The sequence below is a fragment of the Ruegeria sp. CE12 genome (genome assembly GCF_056537525.1).
In genome coordinates this window covers 236,468-257,056 of the sequence record NZ_JBQFRS010000002.1, presented here as the reverse complement: position 1 = coordinate 257,056, position 20,589 = coordinate 236,468, and the positions used below count along the sequence as shown (strand labels likewise).

General features: G+C 54.4%; 18 protein-coding genes. 4 read left to right on the top strand and 14 right to left on the bottom strand.

The genetic code is table 11. The features are described from left to right. Window positions 1-165 precede the first annotated feature (165 nt). Both ACR0IO_RS06075 and ACR0IO_RS06070 read left to right on the top strand, forming a co-directional pair. A complete protein-coding gene (locus ACR0IO_RS06075) occupies window positions 166-1,398 on the top strand; it encodes an efflux RND transporter periplasmic adaptor subunit (RefSeq protein WP_170331047.1) in 1,233 nt (410 codons plus the stop codon). Beyond that, on the top strand, window positions 1,395-5,195 hold the full coding sequence (locus tag ACR0IO_RS06070; RefSeq protein ID WP_480740129.1) for an efflux RND transporter permease subunit: 3,801 nt from the start codon (window positions 1,395-1,397) through the stop codon (window positions 5,193-5,195). Before ACR0IO_RS06075 ends, ACR0IO_RS06070 begins: the two co-directional genes overlap by 4 nt. 47 nt (window positions 5,196-5,242) lie before the next feature. Here ACR0IO_RS06070 and ACR0IO_RS06065 read toward each other — a convergent pair whose 3' ends face one another. The 4 genes from ACR0IO_RS06065 to ACR0IO_RS06050 all read right to left on the bottom strand — a co-directional run bounded on the left by ACR0IO_RS06065 (window position 5,243) and on the right by ACR0IO_RS06050 (window position 9,433). Beyond that, window positions 5,243-5,566 (bottom strand): hypothetical protein, encoded by a 324-nt coding sequence (locus ACR0IO_RS06065; protein ID WP_480740126.1) that lies wholly within the window; start codon window positions 5,564-5,566, stop codon window positions 5,243-5,245. A 162-nt stretch (window positions 5,567-5,728) separates the two neighbouring features. Beyond that, window positions 5,729-6,121 carry a DUF2147 domain-containing protein gene (locus ACR0IO_RS06060; RefSeq protein WP_480740125.1) on the bottom strand — a complete coding sequence of 131 codons (393 nt, stop codon included), beginning with the start codon at window positions 6,119-6,121 and terminating at the stop codon, window positions 5,729-5,731. 43 nt (window positions 6,122-6,164) lie between these two features. Next, window positions 6,165-7,970 (bottom strand): ABCB family ABC transporter ATP-binding protein/permease, encoded by a 1,806-nt coding sequence (locus tag ACR0IO_RS06055; protein WP_480740123.1) that lies wholly within the window; start codon window positions 7,968-7,970, stop codon window positions 6,165-6,167. A gap of 77 nt (window positions 7,971-8,047) precedes the next feature. After that, window positions 8,048-9,433: a LysM peptidoglycan-binding domain-containing protein gene (locus tag ACR0IO_RS06050; protein WP_480740121.1), complete on the bottom strand. Its 1,386-nt coding sequence runs from the start codon at window positions 9,431-9,433 to the stop codon at window positions 8,048-8,050. A 126-nt stretch (window positions 9,434-9,559) separates the two neighbouring features. On the opposite strand from ACR0IO_RS06050, the gene ACR0IO_RS06045 reads away from it, so the two are divergent. Next, window positions 9,560-10,111, top strand: coding sequence for an LOG family protein (locus ACR0IO_RS06045; RefSeq protein WP_480740119.1), 552 nt, complete (start codon window positions 9,560-9,562; stop codon window positions 10,109-10,111). Window positions 10,112-10,153: 42 nt separating this feature from the next. On the opposite strand, the gene ACR0IO_RS06040 is transcribed toward ACR0IO_RS06045, so the two are convergent. The 7 genes from ACR0IO_RS06040 to ACR0IO_RS06010 form a co-directional block, all read right to left on the bottom strand. Beyond that, window positions 10,154-10,618, bottom strand: coding sequence for a host attachment family protein (locus ACR0IO_RS06040; protein ID WP_155151233.1), 465 nt, complete (start codon window positions 10,616-10,618; stop codon window positions 10,154-10,156). Window positions 10,619-11,034: 416 nt separating this feature from the next. Beyond that, a complete protein-coding gene (arcC, locus tag ACR0IO_RS06035; RefSeq protein ID WP_480740116.1) occupies window positions 11,035-11,973 on the bottom strand; it encodes a carbamate kinase in 939 nt (312 codons plus the stop codon). Window positions 11,974-11,976: 3 nt separating this feature from the next. Next, the gene (argF, locus tag ACR0IO_RS06030; RefSeq protein WP_480740115.1) at window positions 11,977-12,975 is read right to left on the bottom strand and encodes an ornithine carbamoyltransferase; all 999 of its coding nucleotides are present in this window, start codon (window positions 12,973-12,975) and stop codon (window positions 11,977-11,979) included. A 54-nt stretch (window positions 12,976-13,029) separates the two neighbouring features. After that, complete coding sequence (locus tag ACR0IO_RS06025) at window positions 13,030-14,256, bottom strand: arginine deiminase (RefSeq protein WP_155151242.1); 1,227 nt, start codon at window positions 14,254-14,256, stop codon at window positions 13,030-13,032. Next, entirely contained in the window at window positions 14,253-15,632 is a 1,380-nt protein-coding gene (locus tag ACR0IO_RS06020; protein ID WP_480740112.1) for an amino acid permease, read from the bottom strand. The genes ACR0IO_RS06025 and ACR0IO_RS06020 overlap by 4 nt, the downstream gene beginning before the upstream one ends. A gap of 9 nt (window positions 15,633-15,641) precedes the next feature. Beyond that, window positions 15,642-17,129, bottom strand: coding sequence for a YfcC family protein (locus tag ACR0IO_RS06015; RefSeq protein WP_480740110.1), 1,488 nt, complete (start codon window positions 17,127-17,129; stop codon window positions 15,642-15,644). Between the two features lie 405 nt (window positions 17,130-17,534). Then, on the bottom strand, window positions 17,535-18,134 hold the full coding sequence (locus tag ACR0IO_RS06010; protein ID WP_170325347.1) for a superoxide dismutase: 600 nt from the start codon (window positions 18,132-18,134) through the stop codon (window positions 17,535-17,537). A 99-nt stretch (window positions 18,135-18,233) separates the two neighbouring features. On the opposite strand from ACR0IO_RS06010, the gene ACR0IO_RS06005 reads away from it, so the two are divergent. After that, window positions 18,234-18,995, top strand: coding sequence for an FkbM family methyltransferase (locus tag ACR0IO_RS06005; protein ID WP_480740108.1), 762 nt, complete (start codon window positions 18,234-18,236; stop codon window positions 18,993-18,995). 83 nt (window positions 18,996-19,078) lie between these two features. Here ACR0IO_RS06005 and ACR0IO_RS06000 read toward each other — a convergent pair whose 3' ends face one another. From ACR0IO_RS06000 to ACR0IO_RS05990, 3 genes are read right to left on the bottom strand one after another with little or no spacing between them, the layout of a single operon-like run. After that, entirely contained in the window at window positions 19,079-19,522 is a 444-nt protein-coding gene (locus ACR0IO_RS06000) for a hypothetical protein (protein ID WP_170331059.1), read from the bottom strand. Between the two features lie 19 nt (window positions 19,523-19,541). Further along, a complete protein-coding gene (locus tag ACR0IO_RS05995; protein WP_480740106.1) occupies window positions 19,542-20,015 on the bottom strand; it encodes a hypothetical protein in 474 nt (157 codons plus the stop codon). Window positions 20,016-20,026: 11 nt separating this feature from the next. After that, on the bottom strand, window positions 20,027-20,506 hold the full coding sequence (locus ACR0IO_RS05990) for a hypothetical protein (protein ID WP_480740104.1): 480 nt from the start codon (window positions 20,504-20,506) through the stop codon (window positions 20,027-20,029). Between the last annotated feature and the right edge of the window lie 83 nt (window positions 20,507-20,589).

The window sequence follows — 20,589 nt, the reverse complement described above, 5'->3', positions numbered from 1 at the left end:
CAAGCCAAGTGCCGGAATTTGCACATTTGCACCAGATGGGCCGCCTCTTGCGAAAAAAAGTAAACCGAACTATTCAGTTCAGTATGGACATGCAGCATGCCCAGCCCCATTTCATGGCATGCACACCGATTACGGTATTGCGAAGAACTCAAGGAGACGCACGGCATGCGGTTGATTTCATTCATCAACGCCCTTTTGGTTATTGTCGCGTTATATTTACTAGTTTTTGAGCGTGACGCTCTGTTTGCATTTGCAGGTCGCGGCGATGCCGAGACCGAAACCTTGTCAGAGACCGATTCTGAAGAAGTTAACACCTTGGCCTCAAAGGCCATCGGAGTGGTGGCGCTGCGTTCGACCGCTCGTGAAATTGACAGCGCTGTGCTGCTGAGAGGGCAGACCAAAGCCAACCGTCAGGTTGAAGTTCTGTCTGAAACTACTTCGACTGTCGTATCCGAGCCAAAGCGCAAGGGCGCCTTTGTCGAAGCGGGCGATCTTCTATGCGAACTTGATCCGGGTACACGCCACGCCAGCCTGACCGAGGCAAAAGCCGCTCAACTAGAAGCGCAAAGCCGGGTTCCCGAAGCTGAGGCACGTCTCGAAGAAGCCCATGCGCTGGTTGCCGAAGCAGAGATCAACCTGAAAGCGGCACGTAAACTGTCCGAGACCGGATTTGGTTCTGAAACCCGCCGTATCTCCAGCGAAGCTGCGATGAGCACAGCCCAGGCAGGCATCAAATCGGCCGAAGCCGGGCTGGAAGCCACACAGGCGGGCATCGAAGCCGCCTCTGCTGAGGTTGCTGCGGCTGAGCGTGAGCTTGAGCGTCTGACTATCGAAGCGCCTTTCCGTGGTCTGCTGGAAAGCGACACGGCCGAATTGGGCAGCCTGATGCAACCGGGCTCGCTTTGTGCGACTGTCATTCAGCTTGATCCGATCAAGCTGGTTGGTTTCGTTCCGGAAACCGAAGTGAACCGTGTGATCGTAGGCTCTCTTGCATCGGCTCAACTGGTAACAGGCCTTCAGGTCGAGGGCCGGGTGACATTTCTGAGCCGTTCGGCAGACGAAACCACTCGCACGTTCGAGGTCGAAATCACCGTTCCCAATCCCGAGTTGCTGATCCGCGACGGTCAAACCGCAAACATTCAGATCGCAGCCGAAGGGGTCAAGGCGCATTTGCTGCCTCAATCCGCGCTGACCCTGAACAATGACGGTCAACTCGGAGTTCGGACAGTCGGCGCAGAAAATGTCGTTGACTTTAAACCCGTCAGAATCCTGCGCGATACTTCCGAGGGCGTCTGGATCGGCGGGCTGCCGGAAACAACTGACATCATCGTTGTCGGGCAGGAATTCGTGACCCGAGGCGTCACGGTCGCACCAACATATCGGGAAGCTTCGCAATGACGGGTATTGTCAGTTGGGCCGCTGATCGAGCCCGAATGGTTCTGGCTTTCATTGCGATTTCGCTGATTATCGGCGGGTTTGCCTATGTGAACCTGCCCAAAGAAGGCGAACCGGACATTGATATTCCGATGCTGTTCGTATCGGTACAGTTCCCGGGCATTTCGGCCGAGGACAGCGAAAGCCTGCTGATCAAGCCGATGGAAACCGAGATGGCCGATCTCGACGGGCTGGACAAGATGACAGCCACCGCCGCCGAGGGCTACGCTGGTATCCTGATGGAATTCGAGTTCGGCTGGGATAAGTCCGCCACCATCGCTGATGTACGCGATGCGATGAATACAGCGCAGAGCAAATTCCCCGACGGAGCCGAGCAATACACGATCACCGAGGTCAATTTCTCGGAGTTCCCAATCGTCATCGTCAACCTGACCGGTGCGGTTCCCGAACGCACTATGGCGCGTATCGCCAAGGACCTTCAGGACGATCTCGAAGCGCTTGATTCAGTTCTTGAAGCGGGAATTGCGGGTGATCGCGACGAGATGCTTGAGGTCGTGATCGATCCTTTGCGTCTTGAAGCCTACAATGTCACCGCCAATGAGCTGATTAATGTTGTTCAGAATAACAACCAGCTAATTGCAGCTGGCGAGGTTGAAACCGAACAGGGCACATTCTCGGTCAAGATCCCTTCCTCGTTCAAAACGGCTCAGGATGTGTATGGCCTGCCCGTCAAGGTGAACGGTGACCGCGTCGTAACTTTGGGTGAGCTGGCCGAAATCAACTACACTTTCGAAGACCGTGCGGGCACCGCCCGTTTCAATGGCGAGTCGACCGTGGCGCTTCAGGTCGTCAAACGCAAAGGGTTCAACCTGATCGATACGGTTGCCGAGGTGAAAGCGAAAGTTGCCGAAGCACAATCAAAGTGGCCAGCTGAACTGCAGGCAGCGGTTGATGTCGGCACATCCAACGACCAGAGCCGTATCGTCGATTCGATGGTTCGCCAGCTGGAAGGCTCGGTTCTGACTGCAATCGCGCTGGTGATGATTGTCGTTCTGGCCTCGTTGGGGACCCGTGCCGCGTTGCTGGTGGGTTTTGCGATCCCAACCTCTTTCCTGCTGTGTTTTGCCCTGCTCGCGATGATGGGAGTCAGCATCTCCAACATGGTAATGTTCGGGCTGATCCTGGCCGTCGGCATGCTGGTCGATGGTGCGATCGTTGTTGTGGAATATGCGGACAAACGCATCAAGGAAGGCGTTGGCCCGATGCACGCCTATGTCGAGGCGGCTCAGCGGATGTTCTGGCCGATCGTATCCTCGACCGCCACGACTCTCTGCGCATTCCTGCCGATGCTGTTCTGGCCCGGCGTTCCGGGCGAGTTCATGAAGATGCTGCCAATCACGCTGATCTTCGTTCTGTCGGCCTCACTCGTCGTCGCGCTGATCTATCTGCCGGTTGTCGGTGGTGTTTCCGGACGTCTTAGCCGTGTCTTTGATCGCACCTCTGACTGGTTGCGCGCCACTACTCCTTGGTGGGTGCGTGCAGTTCTTGTTCCGCCAGTGCTCTACATGATGTTCCTGGGTGCGATGCAGATGGTAAACCCCGATTATCTGATGCCCGGGTCATCCTTTGGAGGCGTGATTTTTGGGGCGATCTTGCTGATGTTCGGCGCGTTCGGCGGATCCGTAGCGTTGAGCGCAGCCAAATTCGAACGCGCACCTGAAACCCGTGTGCATACTGCCAAAGAACACAGCATCTTCGGCTATGTCATGAAGTTTCTCGTTGGCAATCCCGTTATGCCCGTTGTTTCGATCTTGCTGATCGGGGCTGGCGTTTTTGCGGTCATGTTCGCTTTCGGCAGTAACAATCGTGGTGTCGAATTCTTTGTTGAGACCGAGCCGGAACAGGCAACGGCCTACGTCCGTGCACGTGGGAACCTTTCGCTTGATGAAAAAGACGACATGGTTCTGGCCGCCGAAGAAGTCATCGGCGCCCACCCTGCAGTGATCAATGTGTTCTCTTTTGCAGGCGAAGGTGGTCTCAACCAGAACAATGGCGGCGCCGAGGCCCCTGCTGATACAGTTGGTCGCGTCCAGTTTGAGATCCTGCCTTGGGAAGATCGCCCGAATATCTCAGAACCCATCCTAGGTGGATTGTTCGATCGGCAGGTCATTTCCCCTGAATACGACGGGGACTTTGTTCTAGAAGAACTGTCTGCAGAGCTGGCCTCAATTCCCGGCATAATTGTCGAGATCCAGCCGCTTGAGCAGGGTCCCGCATCGGCCAAGCCGGTACATCTGCGGATCAGGGGTGACAATTGGGAAGAGCTGACGAATTCGACCCTTGCAGCGCGAGAGGCGTTCGACAACACCCCCGGCCTGATCAAGACCGAGGACTCGCTGCCATTGCCTGGCATTGACTGGCAGATTGACGTCGATGTCGCCAAGGCGGGTCGTTTTGGCGCGGATGTTGCAACCGTCGGCGCCATGGTCCAGTTGGTCACGCGGGGCATCTTGTTGGGCGAAATGCGTCCCGACAGCACGGATGAGGAAATCGAAATCCGTGTCCGTCTGCCAGACGAAGATCGGGTTTTGTCCACTCTGGATACGCTGAAGGTTCGGACACCGGACGGTTTGGTCCCCTTGTCGAACTTCGTCACGCGGCAGCCAGTCAAGAAACTGGCGGAGATCAACCGGATCGATCAGGAACGGTATTACGACATCAAGGCAGATGTCGAAGCAGGCCTGAGTAAAGTGGTTGTTGATGGTCCTAATGGTACGGAACAACGACTGGCCGTTGTGCGGGAAATCGTTGAAGGTACGACACCCGCCGGTACCGTTATCACGAGTGGAGACGGCAGAGAGTTCGAGCTGGTGCAGCTTACCGGCGCCGAAAGCACGGGCGACCTGATCACAAGCATCGACAGCGGTGACGCCCGCTTTGCGCTGATCAATCCAAACGAGCGGATTGCAGTACTGACTGAGTGGCTGAGCAGCGACCCCTTCCCCAAAACAATCTCTTGGGAATGGACCGGTGATCAGGAAGAGCAGGCAGAATCCGGAGCGTTCCTCGTGAACGCCTTCATGGGTGCACTGGGTCTGATGTTCGTGATCCTGCTGGCGCAGTTCAACTCGTTCTACAATTCGGTGCTGGTTCTGTTGGCAGTTGTGCTGTCAACGACCGGCGTTCTGATCGGGATGATGGTGATGCAACAGCCGTTCTCAATCATCATGACAGGTACCGGTATTGTTGCATTGGCGGGGATCGTGGTGAACAACAACATTGTTCTGATCGATACCTATCAGGAATACAGCCGATACATGCCCAGAATCGATGCAATCGTACGTACAGCCGAAGCACGCATTCGTCCGGTTCTGCTGACGACGTTGACCACCATGGCTGGTCTGACACCTATGATGTTTGGTCTGTCTCTGGACTTCATAAACGGCGGCTACTCGATCGACAGTCCAACCGCTCTGTGGTGGAAACAGCTGGCGACTGCTGTGGTGTTCGGACTGGGTATCGCGACGGTGCTGACGCTGATTGTCACCCCATCACTCCTTGCTCTGCGGGTTTGGGTGACCACCTATGCTGTCTGGTTAGGCAAGTTGTTGGCCCGGTTGACGGCCGGCCGATCCAGCCAGATTGCACAGGACATGGCGATCGGGCGCTCAGCTCGGGACATGCAATCCACCGAAATCGTCTGGGAAGATGGCCGGACGCCGCGTGAGGTTACGTCGCCCAACGAAGACAGCGACCCGACGGAACATCCGCCAACCGCACCTATCAAAGCGGCAGAATGAACAAAGGCGAACCTTCGGGTTCGCCTTTTTCTTTTAGGTTCAAAACTTTAATCTGAGAAAGTATAGGCACCCAAATCACATAGATCGAGGCTATAGTCTTCGACCGTGTATCCATCCGAGAAAACTCCGCGAATGTCGTACACGCAAGTTTCAAGACCATCCGCAATCAGTACGCCGATTTCATAATCAGGCGCCAGGTATCCCCCCTGAAGCAGATTGCTTTCCCAATCATCGGAAGAAGCCGACGATACGTTGAATTCAACAAGATCTGCCGAGCTTTCATTTATCAGCAAAAATTCCAGATCTTCGGCAACTGCCGCAGTAGCAGACAATGCAACCGCGATCAGCGGCGCAACAAGACGAAACTTCATCGGTACTTCCCTATTGTTGTGAATGAACCCGGCCGGGTTCGCTTGGTGAAATGGTCCAGTTGATTTCAAGGTTGAACACTGACGCGTCAACCAAAACCGTCTTAATGAAGCAATTTTCATGCCGGGGTGATATTCGATCCCACCCTTACACGTGACGAGGGACTATTCTTTCAAACGGGTCCAGGTCTGATGTCCGCACACCACATGCTCGCACCCACGAACTGTCAGCGTATTACCCGATAGCGTCATCTGAGGTGCCACATCCACGTCAATCATTGGGATCCAGAACTCGCCCCCACCATATTTTCCACTTCCCTCGCTCGCCACGTCCCAGAATAGTTGCTTTCCGACATTCGGTGTCTGAACCTTCTTGCCCGAGGAATCATAAGCGGATTCAATCTTGCCGCAGAACTTGTCGCCACAGGCCGATATCTGAATGTGCGAAATCAGGTTCTTGCGGTCGGGCTCGGTTTTCCAAAGCCCAACGATAGGGTCAGCAAACGCAACTGCAGGTACTCCCAATGTAATGAACGCGACCAATATGTGTTTTTTCATACTGAGAGTTCCTTGTTTCCGAAGCACAATAGAGCCAACGATCTTAAGCTGCCTGCGTATCTGACTGCTGACGGCTCCATAGCTGCGCATAGCGTCCCTGACGCGCCAGCAGCTCATCGTGCGAGCCCTGCTCGATGATCTCACCTTGCTCCAACACAACGATCTGGTCAGCCTCGGCAATCGTGCTGAGGCGGTGCGCGATCGTTATCACCGTACGCCCCTCCCCCGCTCGCGCCAGAGCATCTTTGATGTCTTGCTCGGTATCTGTGTCCAACGCCGAGGTCGCCTCATCCAGCAACAAAATGGGCGGGTTCTTGAGCAGTGTCCGCGCGATGCCAACCCGCTGTTTCTCACCGCCCGAAAGCTTGAGGCCACGCTCTCCTACCTTCGTGTCATATCCTTCTGGCAAAGCGATGATGAAATCATGAATCTGCGCCGCTTTGGCCGCTGCTTCCACGTCGTCCTGACTTGCGCCTTCGCGACCGTAAGCGATGTTGTAGCGGATGGTATCATTGAACAGGACTGTATCCTGCGGAACCACACCAATGGCCGCGTGCAGACTGGTCTGGGTCACATCGCGAACGTCCTGCCCATCAATCCTGAGCGCACCACCAGTGACATCATAAAACCGGAAGAGCAGCCGCCCTATCGTCGACTTTCCCGATCCTGTAGCCCCGACAATCGCCACCGTTTGTCCCGCTTCGGCTGTCAGCGAAACGCCTTTCAGGATGTCCCGGTCCGCTTCATATCCAAAATGAACCTGGTCCAGTTCAACCTGCCCTCCGGAGACGACCAGATCTTTTGCGTCAGGTTTGTCCGTGACCTCTGCAGGTTGTTCCAGCAGTTGGAACATCTGCCCCATATCGACAAGCGACTGTCGGATTTCGCGATATACCGTACCAAGAAAATTCAAGGGGACGGTTATCTGGATCATATAGGCATTCACCATAACGAAATCACCGACGGTCAATGTGCCCTTTTGGACGCCAATAGCTGCCAGAACCATCACGCCAATCAGACCGCAGGTGATCAGAAGCGATTGACCAAAATTAAGGAACGCCAGCGAATATGCGGTTTTTAACGCGGCCTGCGCATATGCCTTCATCGAGACATCATAGCGTGCAGCTTCACGCTCTTCGGCATTGAAATATTTGACAGTTTCGAAATTCAGCAAGCTGTCGATGGCGCGCTGATTGGCCTCGGTATCCTGATCATTCATCTCGCGCCGCAGCTTCACCCGCCATTCGGTGACTGCAAAGGTGAACCAGATATAGAGCGCGATGGTGACAGCAACGACAACCAGATACCAAACGTCGAACAGCCACATGAGAATGATCGAGACCAGCAGTAGCTCAAGGATCAGCGGGCCGATGGAAAACAGCAAAAACCGCAGCAGGAACTCAACGCCTTTCACTCCCCGTTCGATAATCCGGCTCAGGCCGCCTGTGCGCCGCGTGATGTGATAGCGCATCGATAGCTGATGGATGTGTTGGAACGTCTCCAGCGCCAGCGCTCGCAACGCCCGTTGGCCGACCGGCGCAAACAGGGCATCACGCAGTTGCTGGAAACCAACCGTCATCAGACGCGCCATTCCATAGGCTACAGTGAGCCCCACCGCGCCCAATGCAAGCGGTGGCACGCCTTCGCCCGCCAAGCTGTCGACTGCGCCTTTGTAAAGGATCGGAGTATAAACAGCGATCAGCTTCGCCAGCACCAGCATGACCATCGCAAATATCACACGGCGTTTGACCCAGGGCTCATCCTCTGGCCACAGGTACGGTGCGACCTTACGAATGGTCAGCCAGCCTGAACGGCGCTCATCTATCTCTGGCAGGTTGTCAGAACTCATTGATCGGTCATCTCTTCACGTACCTTAGCTGCGGTCAGAGATAGGCCCCAGCCCCCCAAAGGACCAGAGCCAAGCTTTTATTCCGGGATAGTAAATATCTGCCCCGGGTAAATCAGATCTGGATCGCGGATCAGTTCACGGTTCGCGTCAAACAGCTTTACGTACAGAATACCGTCCCCAAAACGCTCACGTGAGATTGCCCACAATGTATCCCCCTTCTGCACGGTGACCGAGCGGATTGAAGGGGTTTCATCCGGCGCCTGATTTGGATCTGCTTCCTCGCTCGCCTGCAAAACCTCAACCGGTTCGCGTTTGAACGGCGTTTCGACGCGGCTCAGTACCGTTCCGTCGGTGTTGATCTCATCTACACGCAATGTGTAGACGCCGGGTTCGATCCCCTCGAGGTCGCCGCGCCATTTTCCGCTTTCATCGGGCGAAAGTTCAGCAACCAAGCGATTATCCAGGTACAGACGAACTGCCGAACCATCCTGAGCCCGACCGGTCAACTGAACATCGCCGGTATCAGAATAGCCGATTGTGTCCAATTCGATCTGTTTCGGAGCATCTGCAGGTGCAGTCGGCGATTGGACAAGTTCAACCCCCTCTTCACCCGAACGCAACACTGCAATCTGTTGATCGTCGGTCGCCTCTGCTTCAGGCTCTTCGGCCACCTGTTTATCGGTGTCATCCGTGGCTGTCTGCGTCTCTTCGGTATTTGCGGTGGTTACAGGTTCTTCGGTCGCCGTTGGCTCGGCGCTGGCGATCTGTTCTTCTTCAGCAACTTCGGGCTCCGGCTCGGGAAGAGCAGCAATCAGATAATCATCGGATCTCGCCGATTGCGTCCCATCAGAATGCTCCAAAACCAACCCGCGTGCATTTTCACTGAATGGGATCGCAACAAATTCAGCAAACTGTCCGCTGTTGTCGACCGTAAAGGAGTGCACAGGCTCGCCGTCCAGCAAGACGCGAATTTGGCTACCCGGCTCGGCATTTCCGGACAAAAGCGCGTTGCCATCCTTTTCAACAAAGATCTGATCCAACACAGGCGGAACTACTGCGGTCGGTGTATCTGCGCTTGCTTCCTGTTCGGTATCAGGTTCTTCAGCCTCTGCGGTGGCGTCTTGTGCCGGAGCTTCTTCTGTTGTCTGCTCCTCCTGCCCTTGATCAGCGGTTTGCTCACTAGGTGCTTCAGGTGCCGTCTCGTCGGTTTCCTGCGCTTCCGCAGTCTCGGCTGCCGCTGGTTCGTCGACTGACTGCGTGGTCTGTGTTTCCTCAGCCTCGGTGACCTGCTCTTCAGGTTCAGGCACGACTGCAGCCTCTTCCTGCGGTTGCTGATCTTTGTCTGCATCTCCACCGAGCATGCCTGTCAGGTACAAACCTCCTGCAATCAGCAATGCAACGATACCGGCGATCACCCCCCAGATGAATGTGCCTGAACTTCCGTTTCCCGACTTGGCGTCCATTTTTTTCCTTTCACCCCGCGACAAAAATGCTTTGAGTTAAAAGCATTCCGCCCGACAGTTGAGCCAACCTATCAATCCCGCTATCACGGGTCAAAACTTCTGACACAAGCCCGGAGCCCCCCATTCATGTCTCAGAAATCCGTCTGTGTGTACTGCGGGTCACGAAATGGCGAAAATACCGCCTATTCGGACGCTGCTCGCCAGTTTGGCCAGCTTTTGGCAAATGAAGGCTGGAGACTGGTTTATGGTGCCGGAGATGTCGGTCTTATGGGTGAGGTCGCACGCGCGGCTCAGACTGCGGGCGGCGAAACCTTTGGAGTGATCCCGGTACATCTGGTGCGCCGCGAGGTCGGTAAAACCGACCTGACCCACTTTGTCATCACCGAGACGATGCACGAACGAAAGAAGGTCATGATCATGAATGCCGATGCAGTTGTCGTACTGCCCGGCGGCCCCGGATCACTGGACGAACTTTTCGAGGCGCTGACATGGCGCCAGCTGGGTCTGCATGACAAACCCATTTTGGTCATGAATGTGGATGGGTACTGGGGCGCTTTGCGTGCCCTATTGGATCAGGTAATTGATCAGGGCTTTGCAGATGCATCGCTGTCCGATTTCATCACCTGGGTGGGGGATGCTGAAACAGCTATGACTGAACTGCGCAGATTGCTTGCGTGATCAGAGCGAATGTGGGCGGTGCAAACCGCCCACCTGCTTTGCTTATGCGCGCGCATTAGCTTTCAGACGACTGGTCAAAACCTGTTCGACCTTGTGCAAGGGATGGTTGGTCAGTGTTTTGTCGACTTCGGCCACCACTTTTGCCAGGACTTCGCTATGTAGGCGCCGCCGCAACAGCCCAAGAACGTGGGGGCTGGCGACCAGCACCAGTCGTTTGTAGGCCCCCTTGAGGCCCTTGCGGTTCAGCAAATTGGCCAGATCCTGCACAAACAGAGATTTCGCATGGGTCTTCCAGGTGCCCTCTTCGACCGCAGATTTCTGCTTGGGGCCACGATCATAGCGACGTCCGGCCCGATCCGAAGGTTTCAGGCGTGCCGTTTCCTGTTCCTGCTCTTCGACTGAGACGACGACCAGATTTGGGTCTTCGGCGTCTGTGATATTTTCCATAAACAGCGCCTTTTCTCCGTCGGCGACGATAACCCAAGTTCCCTGTGCAAGTTCGACCATAGTGATCTCCTGATACCGTTTTTGTGGCTATCCCTCGCCTGTCAGGCACAGTTCACCTGTGACGCGCCCTCGGTTTTTGGCGCGCTGCCCGATTACTTATCAATTGGTTGGCGGAACTCTCCCCTCCGCATCCTTTAGCTAGGAACTGCCAAGCACGGGTACAATAACTCTCAATTCGAAAGTTGACGTATAGGCAAGTTTCCACCTGTACCGGCGAGAGCGACCAGCGATAAGTGAGGCATCGCTCTGGGAACTTGGAAGAGGGCGAACGCATTTCGACAAGCGATATTAATAGTGTTGACTGAGATCAGTAATGCCACCGGTCAAAAACTTGTAAAACATGCCGGTGCTTTGGAGGCAAAGGACACGAAATAAACCTCGCGGCATTCCAATAAGCCGAAGAGTACTTTTTACGCCTAATGAAACTGTGTTTGCCCCGCGTTCAGTGAGATGGTTGTCCCTTTTTCACCTCGAACGGCTGCGGGAACATCTGCTAATGCACAGATAATTGCCCTACCTCCGGATGAACGTACAAAGTCCTGTGCCGCCTGCACTTTTGGTCCCATTGATCCCGCTGGGAAATCATACTCATCAAGAGCATCGGGTGTTATTGACCGAATACCCTTCTGATCAGGTTCGCCCCAATTCAGGAACACGGCCTCCGCATCCGTGGCGATGACAAAGAAATCCGCACCAAGGTTCTGTGCCAGCAGGCATGACGCGAAATCCTTATCGATGACGGCTTCGACCCCAACCAGTTTACGATCGGCGCCTTTCTCATACATTGTTGGAATGCCACCGCCGCCAGCCGCGATGACAGTGGCGCCTTTCTCCAAAATCCAACGGATCGGTTCGACCTGAAAGATGCGCTTTGGTCGGGGTGACGGAACAACCCTGCGCCAGTACTCGCCATCCGGTTTTACCGTCCAACCCTTGTCGGCAGCCTCTTTTTTTGCCTCCTCCTCAGTGTAGACCTGACCAATGAACTTGGTTGGGTTGTCAAAGGCTGGATCGTCAGGGTCCACCTCGATCATAGTCAGCAAAGTAGCGATGTGGTGTTCGAAAGGCAGGATGTTACCAAGCTCTTGTTCGATCATGTAACCGATCATGCCCATCGTCTCACCGACCAGAACGTCCAGCGGGTACTCCTTAACATCGGTGTACATGATTTCTTGCAGGGCCAGCATCCCGACCTGCGGGCCATTGCCATGGGTAATGACAGCCTCATGCGCTTCGCAAAGAGGGGCAAGGGCTTCGGCAGCAATCTTCGCATTCTTGCGCTGATTGTCTGCCGTCATCTCCTCACCCCGCTTGAGAAGCGCGTTGCCGCCCAATGCTACAACAACGCGTCCCATAGGTCAGGCTCCTAACGTAGCGACAAGGATCGCTTTGATTGTGTGCATCCGGTTTTCGGCCTGTTCAAAGGCGATGTTCATATCGCTTTCGAACACTTCTTCCGTCACCTCCATTTCGGTAATGCCGAACTGTTCGTGAATATCCTGACCGACCTTGGTGTCCAGATTGTGGAAGGCGGGCAAGCAGTGCATGAACTTGACCGCTGGATTGCCGGTCTTCTTCATTAGATCCATGTTGACCTGATAAGGGCTCAGCAGCTTGATCCGCTCAGCCCAGACCTCTTTTGGCTCACCCATCGACACCCAGACATCAGTATGAATGAAATCCGCGCCTTCTACTGCCGAGGTATCGTCCGTGATGGTCACACGTGCGCCCGTCTTTTCAGCCCGCTCCAATGCCAACTTCCGCACATCATCATGGGGTTGGGTTTCTTTCGGCGAAATCATCCGCACGTCGCAGCCCATGATCGCGCCCAGCATCAGCAGCGAGTTGCCCATGTTCGACCTGCAATCGCCTGAATAGGCGTAGACGATGTCTTTGCGCGGTTTGTCCGCATGCTCGATCATGGTTTGCATATCGGCGAGCATCTGGGTCGGATGCCAGTCGTCGGTCAGGCCGTTGTAGACCGGGACACCAGCATAGTCTGACAACGTCTCGACCATGTCCTGACCTGCGCCGCGGAATTCGATCCCGTCGAACATACGCCCTAATACGCGGGCCGTGTCTTTCATGGATTCCTTGTGACCGATCTGCGAGCCCGACGGATCCAGATAGGTGATGTTCGCACCCTGATCGTAAGCCGCAACTTCAAACGCGCAGCGGGTGCGGGTCGACGTTTTCTCGAAAATCAAACAGATGTTTTTGCCCTTTAACGACTGCTGTTCGGCACGTGCGTATTTTGCGCGTTTCAGGTCGCGGGCCAAATCCAGCAGATACAGCATTTCACGTTGGCTGAAGTCGGCAATTTTCAGATAACTGCGGCCTTTGAGATTGAATGCCATTTGGTCTCTCCTAACAAAAGTCTTTTGGCGCGGGGGGTTGCGCCCTTGGTAAATTCAATAGGCGGGATCGCGGTCGATCGGGCATGTCATGCAGTGGCCACCGCCTCGACCGCGCCCCAGTTCCTGGCCTGATATCTCGATTACCTCGACACCAGCTGCCCGCATCTTGCCGTTTGTGAACGTGTTGCGCGCATAGCCCACGACCACACCAGGCGAGAGGGCCACGACGTTGTTGCCATCATCCCATTGTTCGCGTTCGGCCTGGAACTCATTGCCGCCGGTTGAAATGACCTCCAGCGAATTCAGCCCCAGAGCCTCTTTGTAGACGTCGAACAGGTGCCCTTTCTCCACGTGGATATCCAAATCCCCACGGTCACCGGGACGGATCGAAATACAGGTGATCTGGTCTGCGACTTCCGAGAACGCAGTGACCTTATCGTGGTCTAGGCAGGTGAATACCGTATCCAGATGCATGGCCGCGCGGCTTTTGGGCATAGCGCAGGCGACAACACGCTCGGCGCCACCCTTTCTGAACAGCGCTTCGGCGACCTGTGCCACAGCCTGACGGGTCGTACGTTCGCCCATTCCAATGAAAACCGTTCCATTGCCAACCGGCTGAACATCACCGCCTTCGACCGAGGCTAGTCCGAAATCGTCATCACTATCGCCCCACCAAAATTCGAATTCGGCGTCTTTGAACAATTTATGATGCCGGTACACCGTGCGCATAATCAGGGTTTCCGGCTTACGTGCAGGCCAGAACATCGGGTTTGTCGTCACGCCGTCGAAAATCCAGCAGGAAGGGTCGCGCTGGAACTGCGCGTTGGGGATCGCCGGAAGGATGAAATCGCCCAATGAAACCAAATCACCAAACTGCTCGTCGATCATTCCCTTGGGAAGATCTGCAAAAATGATGCCACCCAGCATATGCCGGGCAAGAAGCTTGGCATCCATCTCATCCAGCCAGGCCCGCATTTCCACGGAAAACCCCAGCCCGACCATGTTGGGTGTGATCAGTCGATCAAGAAGGAAAGCACGTGCAGCAGGATCTGACCGGATCGCTTCGGCCAGCAGATCCTGGATATCATAAACCTCGACCCCGCGTTCACGCATCAACGAGCAGAACTCGGCGTGGTCCTTGCGGGCCTGTTCGACCCAGATCACGTCATCGAACAAAAGCTCTTCGCAATTTCGCGGTGTCAGGCGGTCGTGCGCCAGTGACGGGCGCGAGACAATCACCTTGTTGAGCTTTCCGATCTCGGAATGAACGCCGAGCTTCATGGCAACTCTCCTTTCGAAGTATCCGTTTTCTGAATGTCTTCAACGTCATTGGCCTGGTTCCAGCGGACCCAGACATGGATGGGCACGCCCGCAAGCAGCAGGACAGAACCAATCAAAACAGTTTCCGCACCGGACCCGATGAACGCCCAGACCGAGTAAGTGAACCCAAGCAGTCCCAGAACAGCTACTTTCGCCAGTTCCGCACCCCGCAGGACTTCGCCACCTTTCAGTCGGATCATGATCTCGGCGACTGAACAAATTGCGTATGGAAGCAGGCTGGCCATGACTGCCAGCAGGATCACAAAGTTGAATGCTGCAACCAGACCTTGCGCGAAGTTCAGGATAAGCAACAGGGATGCCAAAAGGTTGGACAGGATCAGCGCATTGGCCGGAGTTCCAAATTTCGACTGCTGCCCAAGGGCGGCCGGAAAGACCCGATCAAGGGCCGCGCCGTAAGGCACTTGCCCGCTCAGCAAGGTAAACCCGTTCAGGGTTCCAAATGTTGAGATCACCGCCCCGAACGCAACAAGAAGACCGCCGAATGTGCCAAACATAACCTCACCCACTGCGGCGAGCGGAGCAGCCGATGCCGCCAGTACATCGGGAGGAAGCACACCCATCGATACAGCAGTGACCGAGATATAGACGCAGGCTGCTATGATGACGCCGATCACGGTGGCGCGCGGGATCGTCTTTTCAGGTTCGATGACATCCCCTGAGGGCACAGTTGCCGATTCAAGACCAAGATAGGCCCACAATGTCAGCGCAGCCGAAGCAGAGATCGCAGAAATCGCTGTAGTGCCACTGTGATTGATCGGAAAATAGTTCTCGGTATTGACCCAGAATATCCCCAACGCGCCGATCAGGATCAGAGGGGCGAGTTTCAGGATCGTCGTAATAATCTGAACAAACCCGGCCCCTTCCACACCGCGAATATTGATCAGAGTTAGCGACCAGATCGCGATAAGCGCCGTTGCCAGCCCATACATGGGGACATCGACAATAATCGGAAACAGAAAGCCCAGATATCCGACCAATGCCACCGCCACGGCCGCATTTCCGGTCCAAAGGGCGATCCAGTAGCCCCACGCAATGATGAAACCGGCAAAGTCCCCGAACGCCTCTTGCGAGTAGGCATAAGGACCGCCCGGTTTGGTCACGACACGGGATAATCTTCCGAAGATAATCGCCAAAACGAGGGCCCCGGCCGATGTCAGAACCCAACCTCCGATTGCGATCGGCCCAAACGGAGCCAACGAGGCCGGAAGCAAAAACACCCCTGAACCTATCATGTTCCCCACAACCAGCGCGATACACGCAGTCAGCCCAAGAGCACCTGATGTTGGCTTAGCCTTTGATGGGGAATGTTCAGTCATCGCGTGGACTTAGTTCGAAGTTGCGTCTGAAGTCTCCGTCTGAGGCGCGTCGATCCCCGGATCTGTCATGGCCCCAATGGTGAGCGCGGCGCAAATGATGACGGCAAGGATAACCAGCAATGGGAATACGAACCGAAGCCATCGGTCGTAAGAAACCCGCCCAATGGCCAAACCGCCCATAACAACCGCGAACGTCGGGTTGAATAAGTTCACCCACCCGTTGGCGGATTGATAAGCAGTAACCACCAGATCGCGCCCGACACCTGCGAAATCAGCAAGGGGCGCCATGATCGGCATCGAAAGCGTCGCCAACCCCGATGACGATGGCACAAGGAATGACATCAGAATCTGAATGCCAAACATGGCGTTGATAAAGGCAAACTCGCTTAGGCCAGATACAAATCCCTCGGCCCCCGCCAGAATAGTGTCGGTGATCTTGCCCGCATCCATGATAACGACCACTCCGCGCGCCACTCCGATGATCAGCGCGACCCCCAACAGATCACGCGCACCGTCGACAAAGGTTTCGACAAAGGTCGCCTCATCCATTCGGGATCCTTCATCCAGCTTACCGACCCACCAGACAATGATCGACATGACAAGGAAGAGGCCTGACATTCGGGCCATCCACCAGCCCAATGCAACCACACCATAGATCATTACAGCGAACGTAATTCCGAACAGGATCAGGATGATAGACCGCGTACGCGTCAACTCCGGGAATGCGTCGCCGCTTTCCGAACCTTTCAGAAAATGAGCCCTGTTATCCTCGGCCTGATCCGCCACCACTGATAAGGATGGGTCAGCTTTTACCCGCCTTGCATATCGCATGACGAAGGCAATGCCTGCAGCCAGGCACAAGGCAAGAATGATGAACCTCAGGACAATCCCGTTCGTGAATGGAATACCTGCACCTTGCGACGCAACAACCGTCGCAAATGCGTTGAAGGTCGAACCCAAAGTGCCGATCCCCGCGCCCAGCATGATAACAGCGACACCAGTCAGCGAGTCGTATCCAGCCCTTATGAAAACAGGAATGATCAACGCATAGAACGCCAGCGATTCCTCGGCCATACCATAGCTGGTTCCGCCAAATGCGAATGCGATCATCAGGATCGGGATCATCAGGATTTCCCGCCCTGCCAACCTGTGCAGCAACCAGCCAATTCCGGCATCTATCGCACCGGTTTTTGTGACAACCATCAGAAAACCGCCAATGATCAGAACAAAAAACGCTACATCAATTGCGGCGCTGGACGAGCTTCCAAGTAGACCCGGGTCATACATACCGGCAATTGGCGCAAGTATGACCGATGCAAGACCCTGAGGGTTTGGTTCCACCTCATGATAGGTGCCCGGCACGGGCGCCTCGCTACCTAAAGCTTCGTTCATCTGGCGCTCATACTCGCCAGCGGGGATAACCCAAGTGAGAATTGCCACCACGGCAATTAGAACAAAGAGTATCGTGAAGGCGGTGGGAAATTTGAACTTAGACATACTAAACTCTCGAAAGATGAAGTTGAGTAGCGGAATAGTCAAACATTCGAATTTTTATTTTGCCACCTTAGTACTAACCTGACGACTTGTCACTTTCGTAAAACGTGAGGCAGTCAGACACTTGGACAATGTCTGCCTTGGACTAACACCGGCGAGTTTGGACGGGTCGCACAAGCCCTGAGCGGACGTTGATCGGATTTCGGCTTTTTGCTCACGCAGCAAGCCGTGTGCCGCAGAAAGCGGAAATCCAGACATCGCGTACCATTGGCGAGTTCGGACTCGAACCAGTCATTCGATGAAGAAAGAAAAACGCCGCAATGGCATTGGTAACAGCCACCCCAAAAAGAAAAAGCCTGCCAGCGTCACCGCCAGCAGGCCATTGATAAACCCATATCTGGTTAACAATTACATCCGCGATGCAACGTTTTCCCAGTTCACCAGGTTGTCGAGGAAGTTCGACAGGTAGGCCGGGCGCTTGTTGCGGAAGTCGATGTAGTACGAGTGCTCCCAAACGTCACAACCCAGCAGAGCGGTTTGGTTAAAGCACAGCGGGTTCACGCCGTTCTCGGTCTTGGTTACGGCCAGCGAACCGTCTGCGTTCTTGACCAGCCATGCCCAGCCCGAGCCGAACTGACCTGCGCCAGCTGCGCTGAACTGCGACTTGAATTCGTCAACCGAGCCGAAGCTTTCGGTCAGAGCTTTCTCCAGCTCACCGGGCATTGCGTTGCCGCCGGGGCCCATCATTTCCCAGAACTGGTTGTGGTTCCACAGCTGGCTGATGTTGTTGAAGATGCCGTTTTGCGCAACAGCGTTTGCGTCATAGGTGCCAACGATGATCTCTTCCAGCGACTTGCCGTCCCACTCGGTCCCGGCGATCAGCTTGTTGCCATTGTCGACATAGGCCTTGTGGTGCAGGTCGTGGTGATATTCCAACGTTTCCGCGGACATACCCTTGGCTGCCAGCGCGTCATGTGCATAAGGAAGATCAGGAAGTTCAAAAGCCATGTCGGCCCCCTGTTAAATATAAGTTGCGGTTCCCAAGGTTAAATGCTTTGGCCACGCGCGCAGGTCAAGAGCCGAGACGAGAAAACCCGGAGGCAGGCAATGCTTACACAGGCGCGCAAGATGTTCTACCGCGCCCGCGGATACTATGCGGGCAACCTGAATGGCGAGCCCTTCCGCCTTGACCCATATCATTCGAAATTCTGGCGCAAGGCATCATCCGGTGCGTGGGAACCTGAGACATTCGCGATACTCGACAAATACCTCTCGCCCGACCGTGACTATCTGGACATCGGCGCCTGGATTGGCCCGACGGTTCTATACGGTGCCCGTAAAGCTCGGCATGTCTGGTGTTTCGAGCCCGATCCAACAGCGTTCCGCCATCTGGCATGGAATCTGGACCTCAACGACATCGACAACGTCTCGGCGTTTGGTGTGGCCCTTTCAAACGAATTCGGCGTCGCTCGCATGGCCTCAGTTCGCGGAGAGCCCGGGGATTCAACCAGTTCTCTGTTACACGACGCTGAACATGGGAACGACGCACTTACGATCGCCTGGGATCAGTTCGAAACTGCAAACGATCTGTCGAAAATCTCACTTGTCAAAATGGATATCGAAGGGGCTGAATTCCTCGTACTACCAACTTTGTTGGAATGGCTGAAAAAGCAACGCCCCGCTTTATTGCTTTCCCTTCATTCACCATTGTTGGAAGCTGAGGAGCGGCACGAAAAAACTGCTGCTCTACTCAATGTCTTGTCCTTTTACTCTGATGCTTACGACGGGAACAACGCACCTCTGGATAGACTAAGCCTGCTATCCAGCGCTGGATTATCACGCTATCATACCGTCTTGTTCAAAGACTGAACAACGCCAGGACGAAGAATAAGAAAGCTCCCGGCGACAGCGAAGAAAGCGAGGATATCCCGCTTTCTCCAGCTTGGGTACATTCAATAAAGGCTTGGTTTACTTACCAATTTACAGACTCCGTCCCCCTTAGGCCTATTGGCTAAGCCATCCATGGGGAAATTCGCACGCATGTTCAGCTTGTTGGTTTCCGGATTTAGTTTCGCGGTATAGTTCACTCGAAATTGTCGGGTTGAATTTGAGGAAAGCGTAATCCGCCAGCTCACCTCGTATTCACCTTTGCGCGTAGATTTGAAGCGAGCGTCCACAGGCGTGTTTTCTTCCCGTCCTGCGAGCTCATTTGCGGAAATGATAGCCCCATCAAAGGCCCTTGCTCGCTTATTCTCAGGGTCGATGCTAAGTATCACGCGCGGTGGAATCCAACCTTGTGCTTCGATACTATGTACGGAACATTCGTAGTTCCGTACTTCCGCCTGAGCAGTTGCTGCAAAAAGCGCTAAGCTCGTCGCGATGATTACTTGTTTCATCGATACATTCCTTGTCTGGTTATTTTGGTGCAGCGATTGCGATGCAGCTTCCTTTCGCGAAGCCATCACGCCGGTTGTATGCGATGGAGGTCGCCGACTTTACCGTCGCCTTCATAGTATTTCGGTTTAGATTGATCGTGAATTCGAGATCGCGCAGGTCGATCGCGTCATACCGAGACTCGTTCGTCGCGTAAGGCCGTCCGCTCGCGGTATAGAGGTAGTTATCGCCAACCCACGCTATAACCAGTAACTTGTGAGTATCCCGCTTTATCCTGCCTGATCCGGTATCGGTGTCGAGCTTTGGAATTTCGACGTTGTGCAACAGTGCTGACCGTCCATATTCATCCACCGAGAACACGACCCGGCTCGGCGTTGGCCGATTTGCAAGGCCACGCCCAAACTCACACTCAAAAGTCTCTTTAAATGTTTCGGCAGCCACGGATGTACCAACCGTAGACAAACCCAGAAAAAGGGCAGCTATAGCAGTCTTCATTTTTTACTCATCTAGTTATTGGGAAAGGCTCTTAGAATGCATTGACCTTCGGCTTCGCCGTATTTGTAGCGAATGTCGCTGGACTGTGTCCGCGCAATAGCTTTCATCGTTCGGCGATCCAGAAAAATGGAAAACTCCTGCGTATTAAGGTCGATACTTTCGATACTTGTACTATGAGAATTTATCTTTCTGCCATCTTCTGAGAAGACGTACCGTTTTGCTGACCACGAGATTGAAAGTACCTTGTAACTATCTCTTTTAACGTCAGCTACACCGGGTGTTGTGTCGATACGTGGGATTTCTACTTCGTGTAAAAGTGCAGATCGCCCGTAGAGATCTACAGAAAACACTAAACGAGTTGGTGTGGGACGCTTTCCCATACCCCTCTCGAATGAGCACTCAAACGTCTCTTTGTATTCCTCAGAATTGGCCAAGCCGACAGATACAGCTGTCGCCAACGCGGCCAGAACGCCAGTTCTAAAAATCTTCATTACAATTTTACTATCTATGGCTTTCGTCTATGGCTCGTTTCAAAAAACAAGTTATGATTGCATCAGTGACTTACGAAACCGAC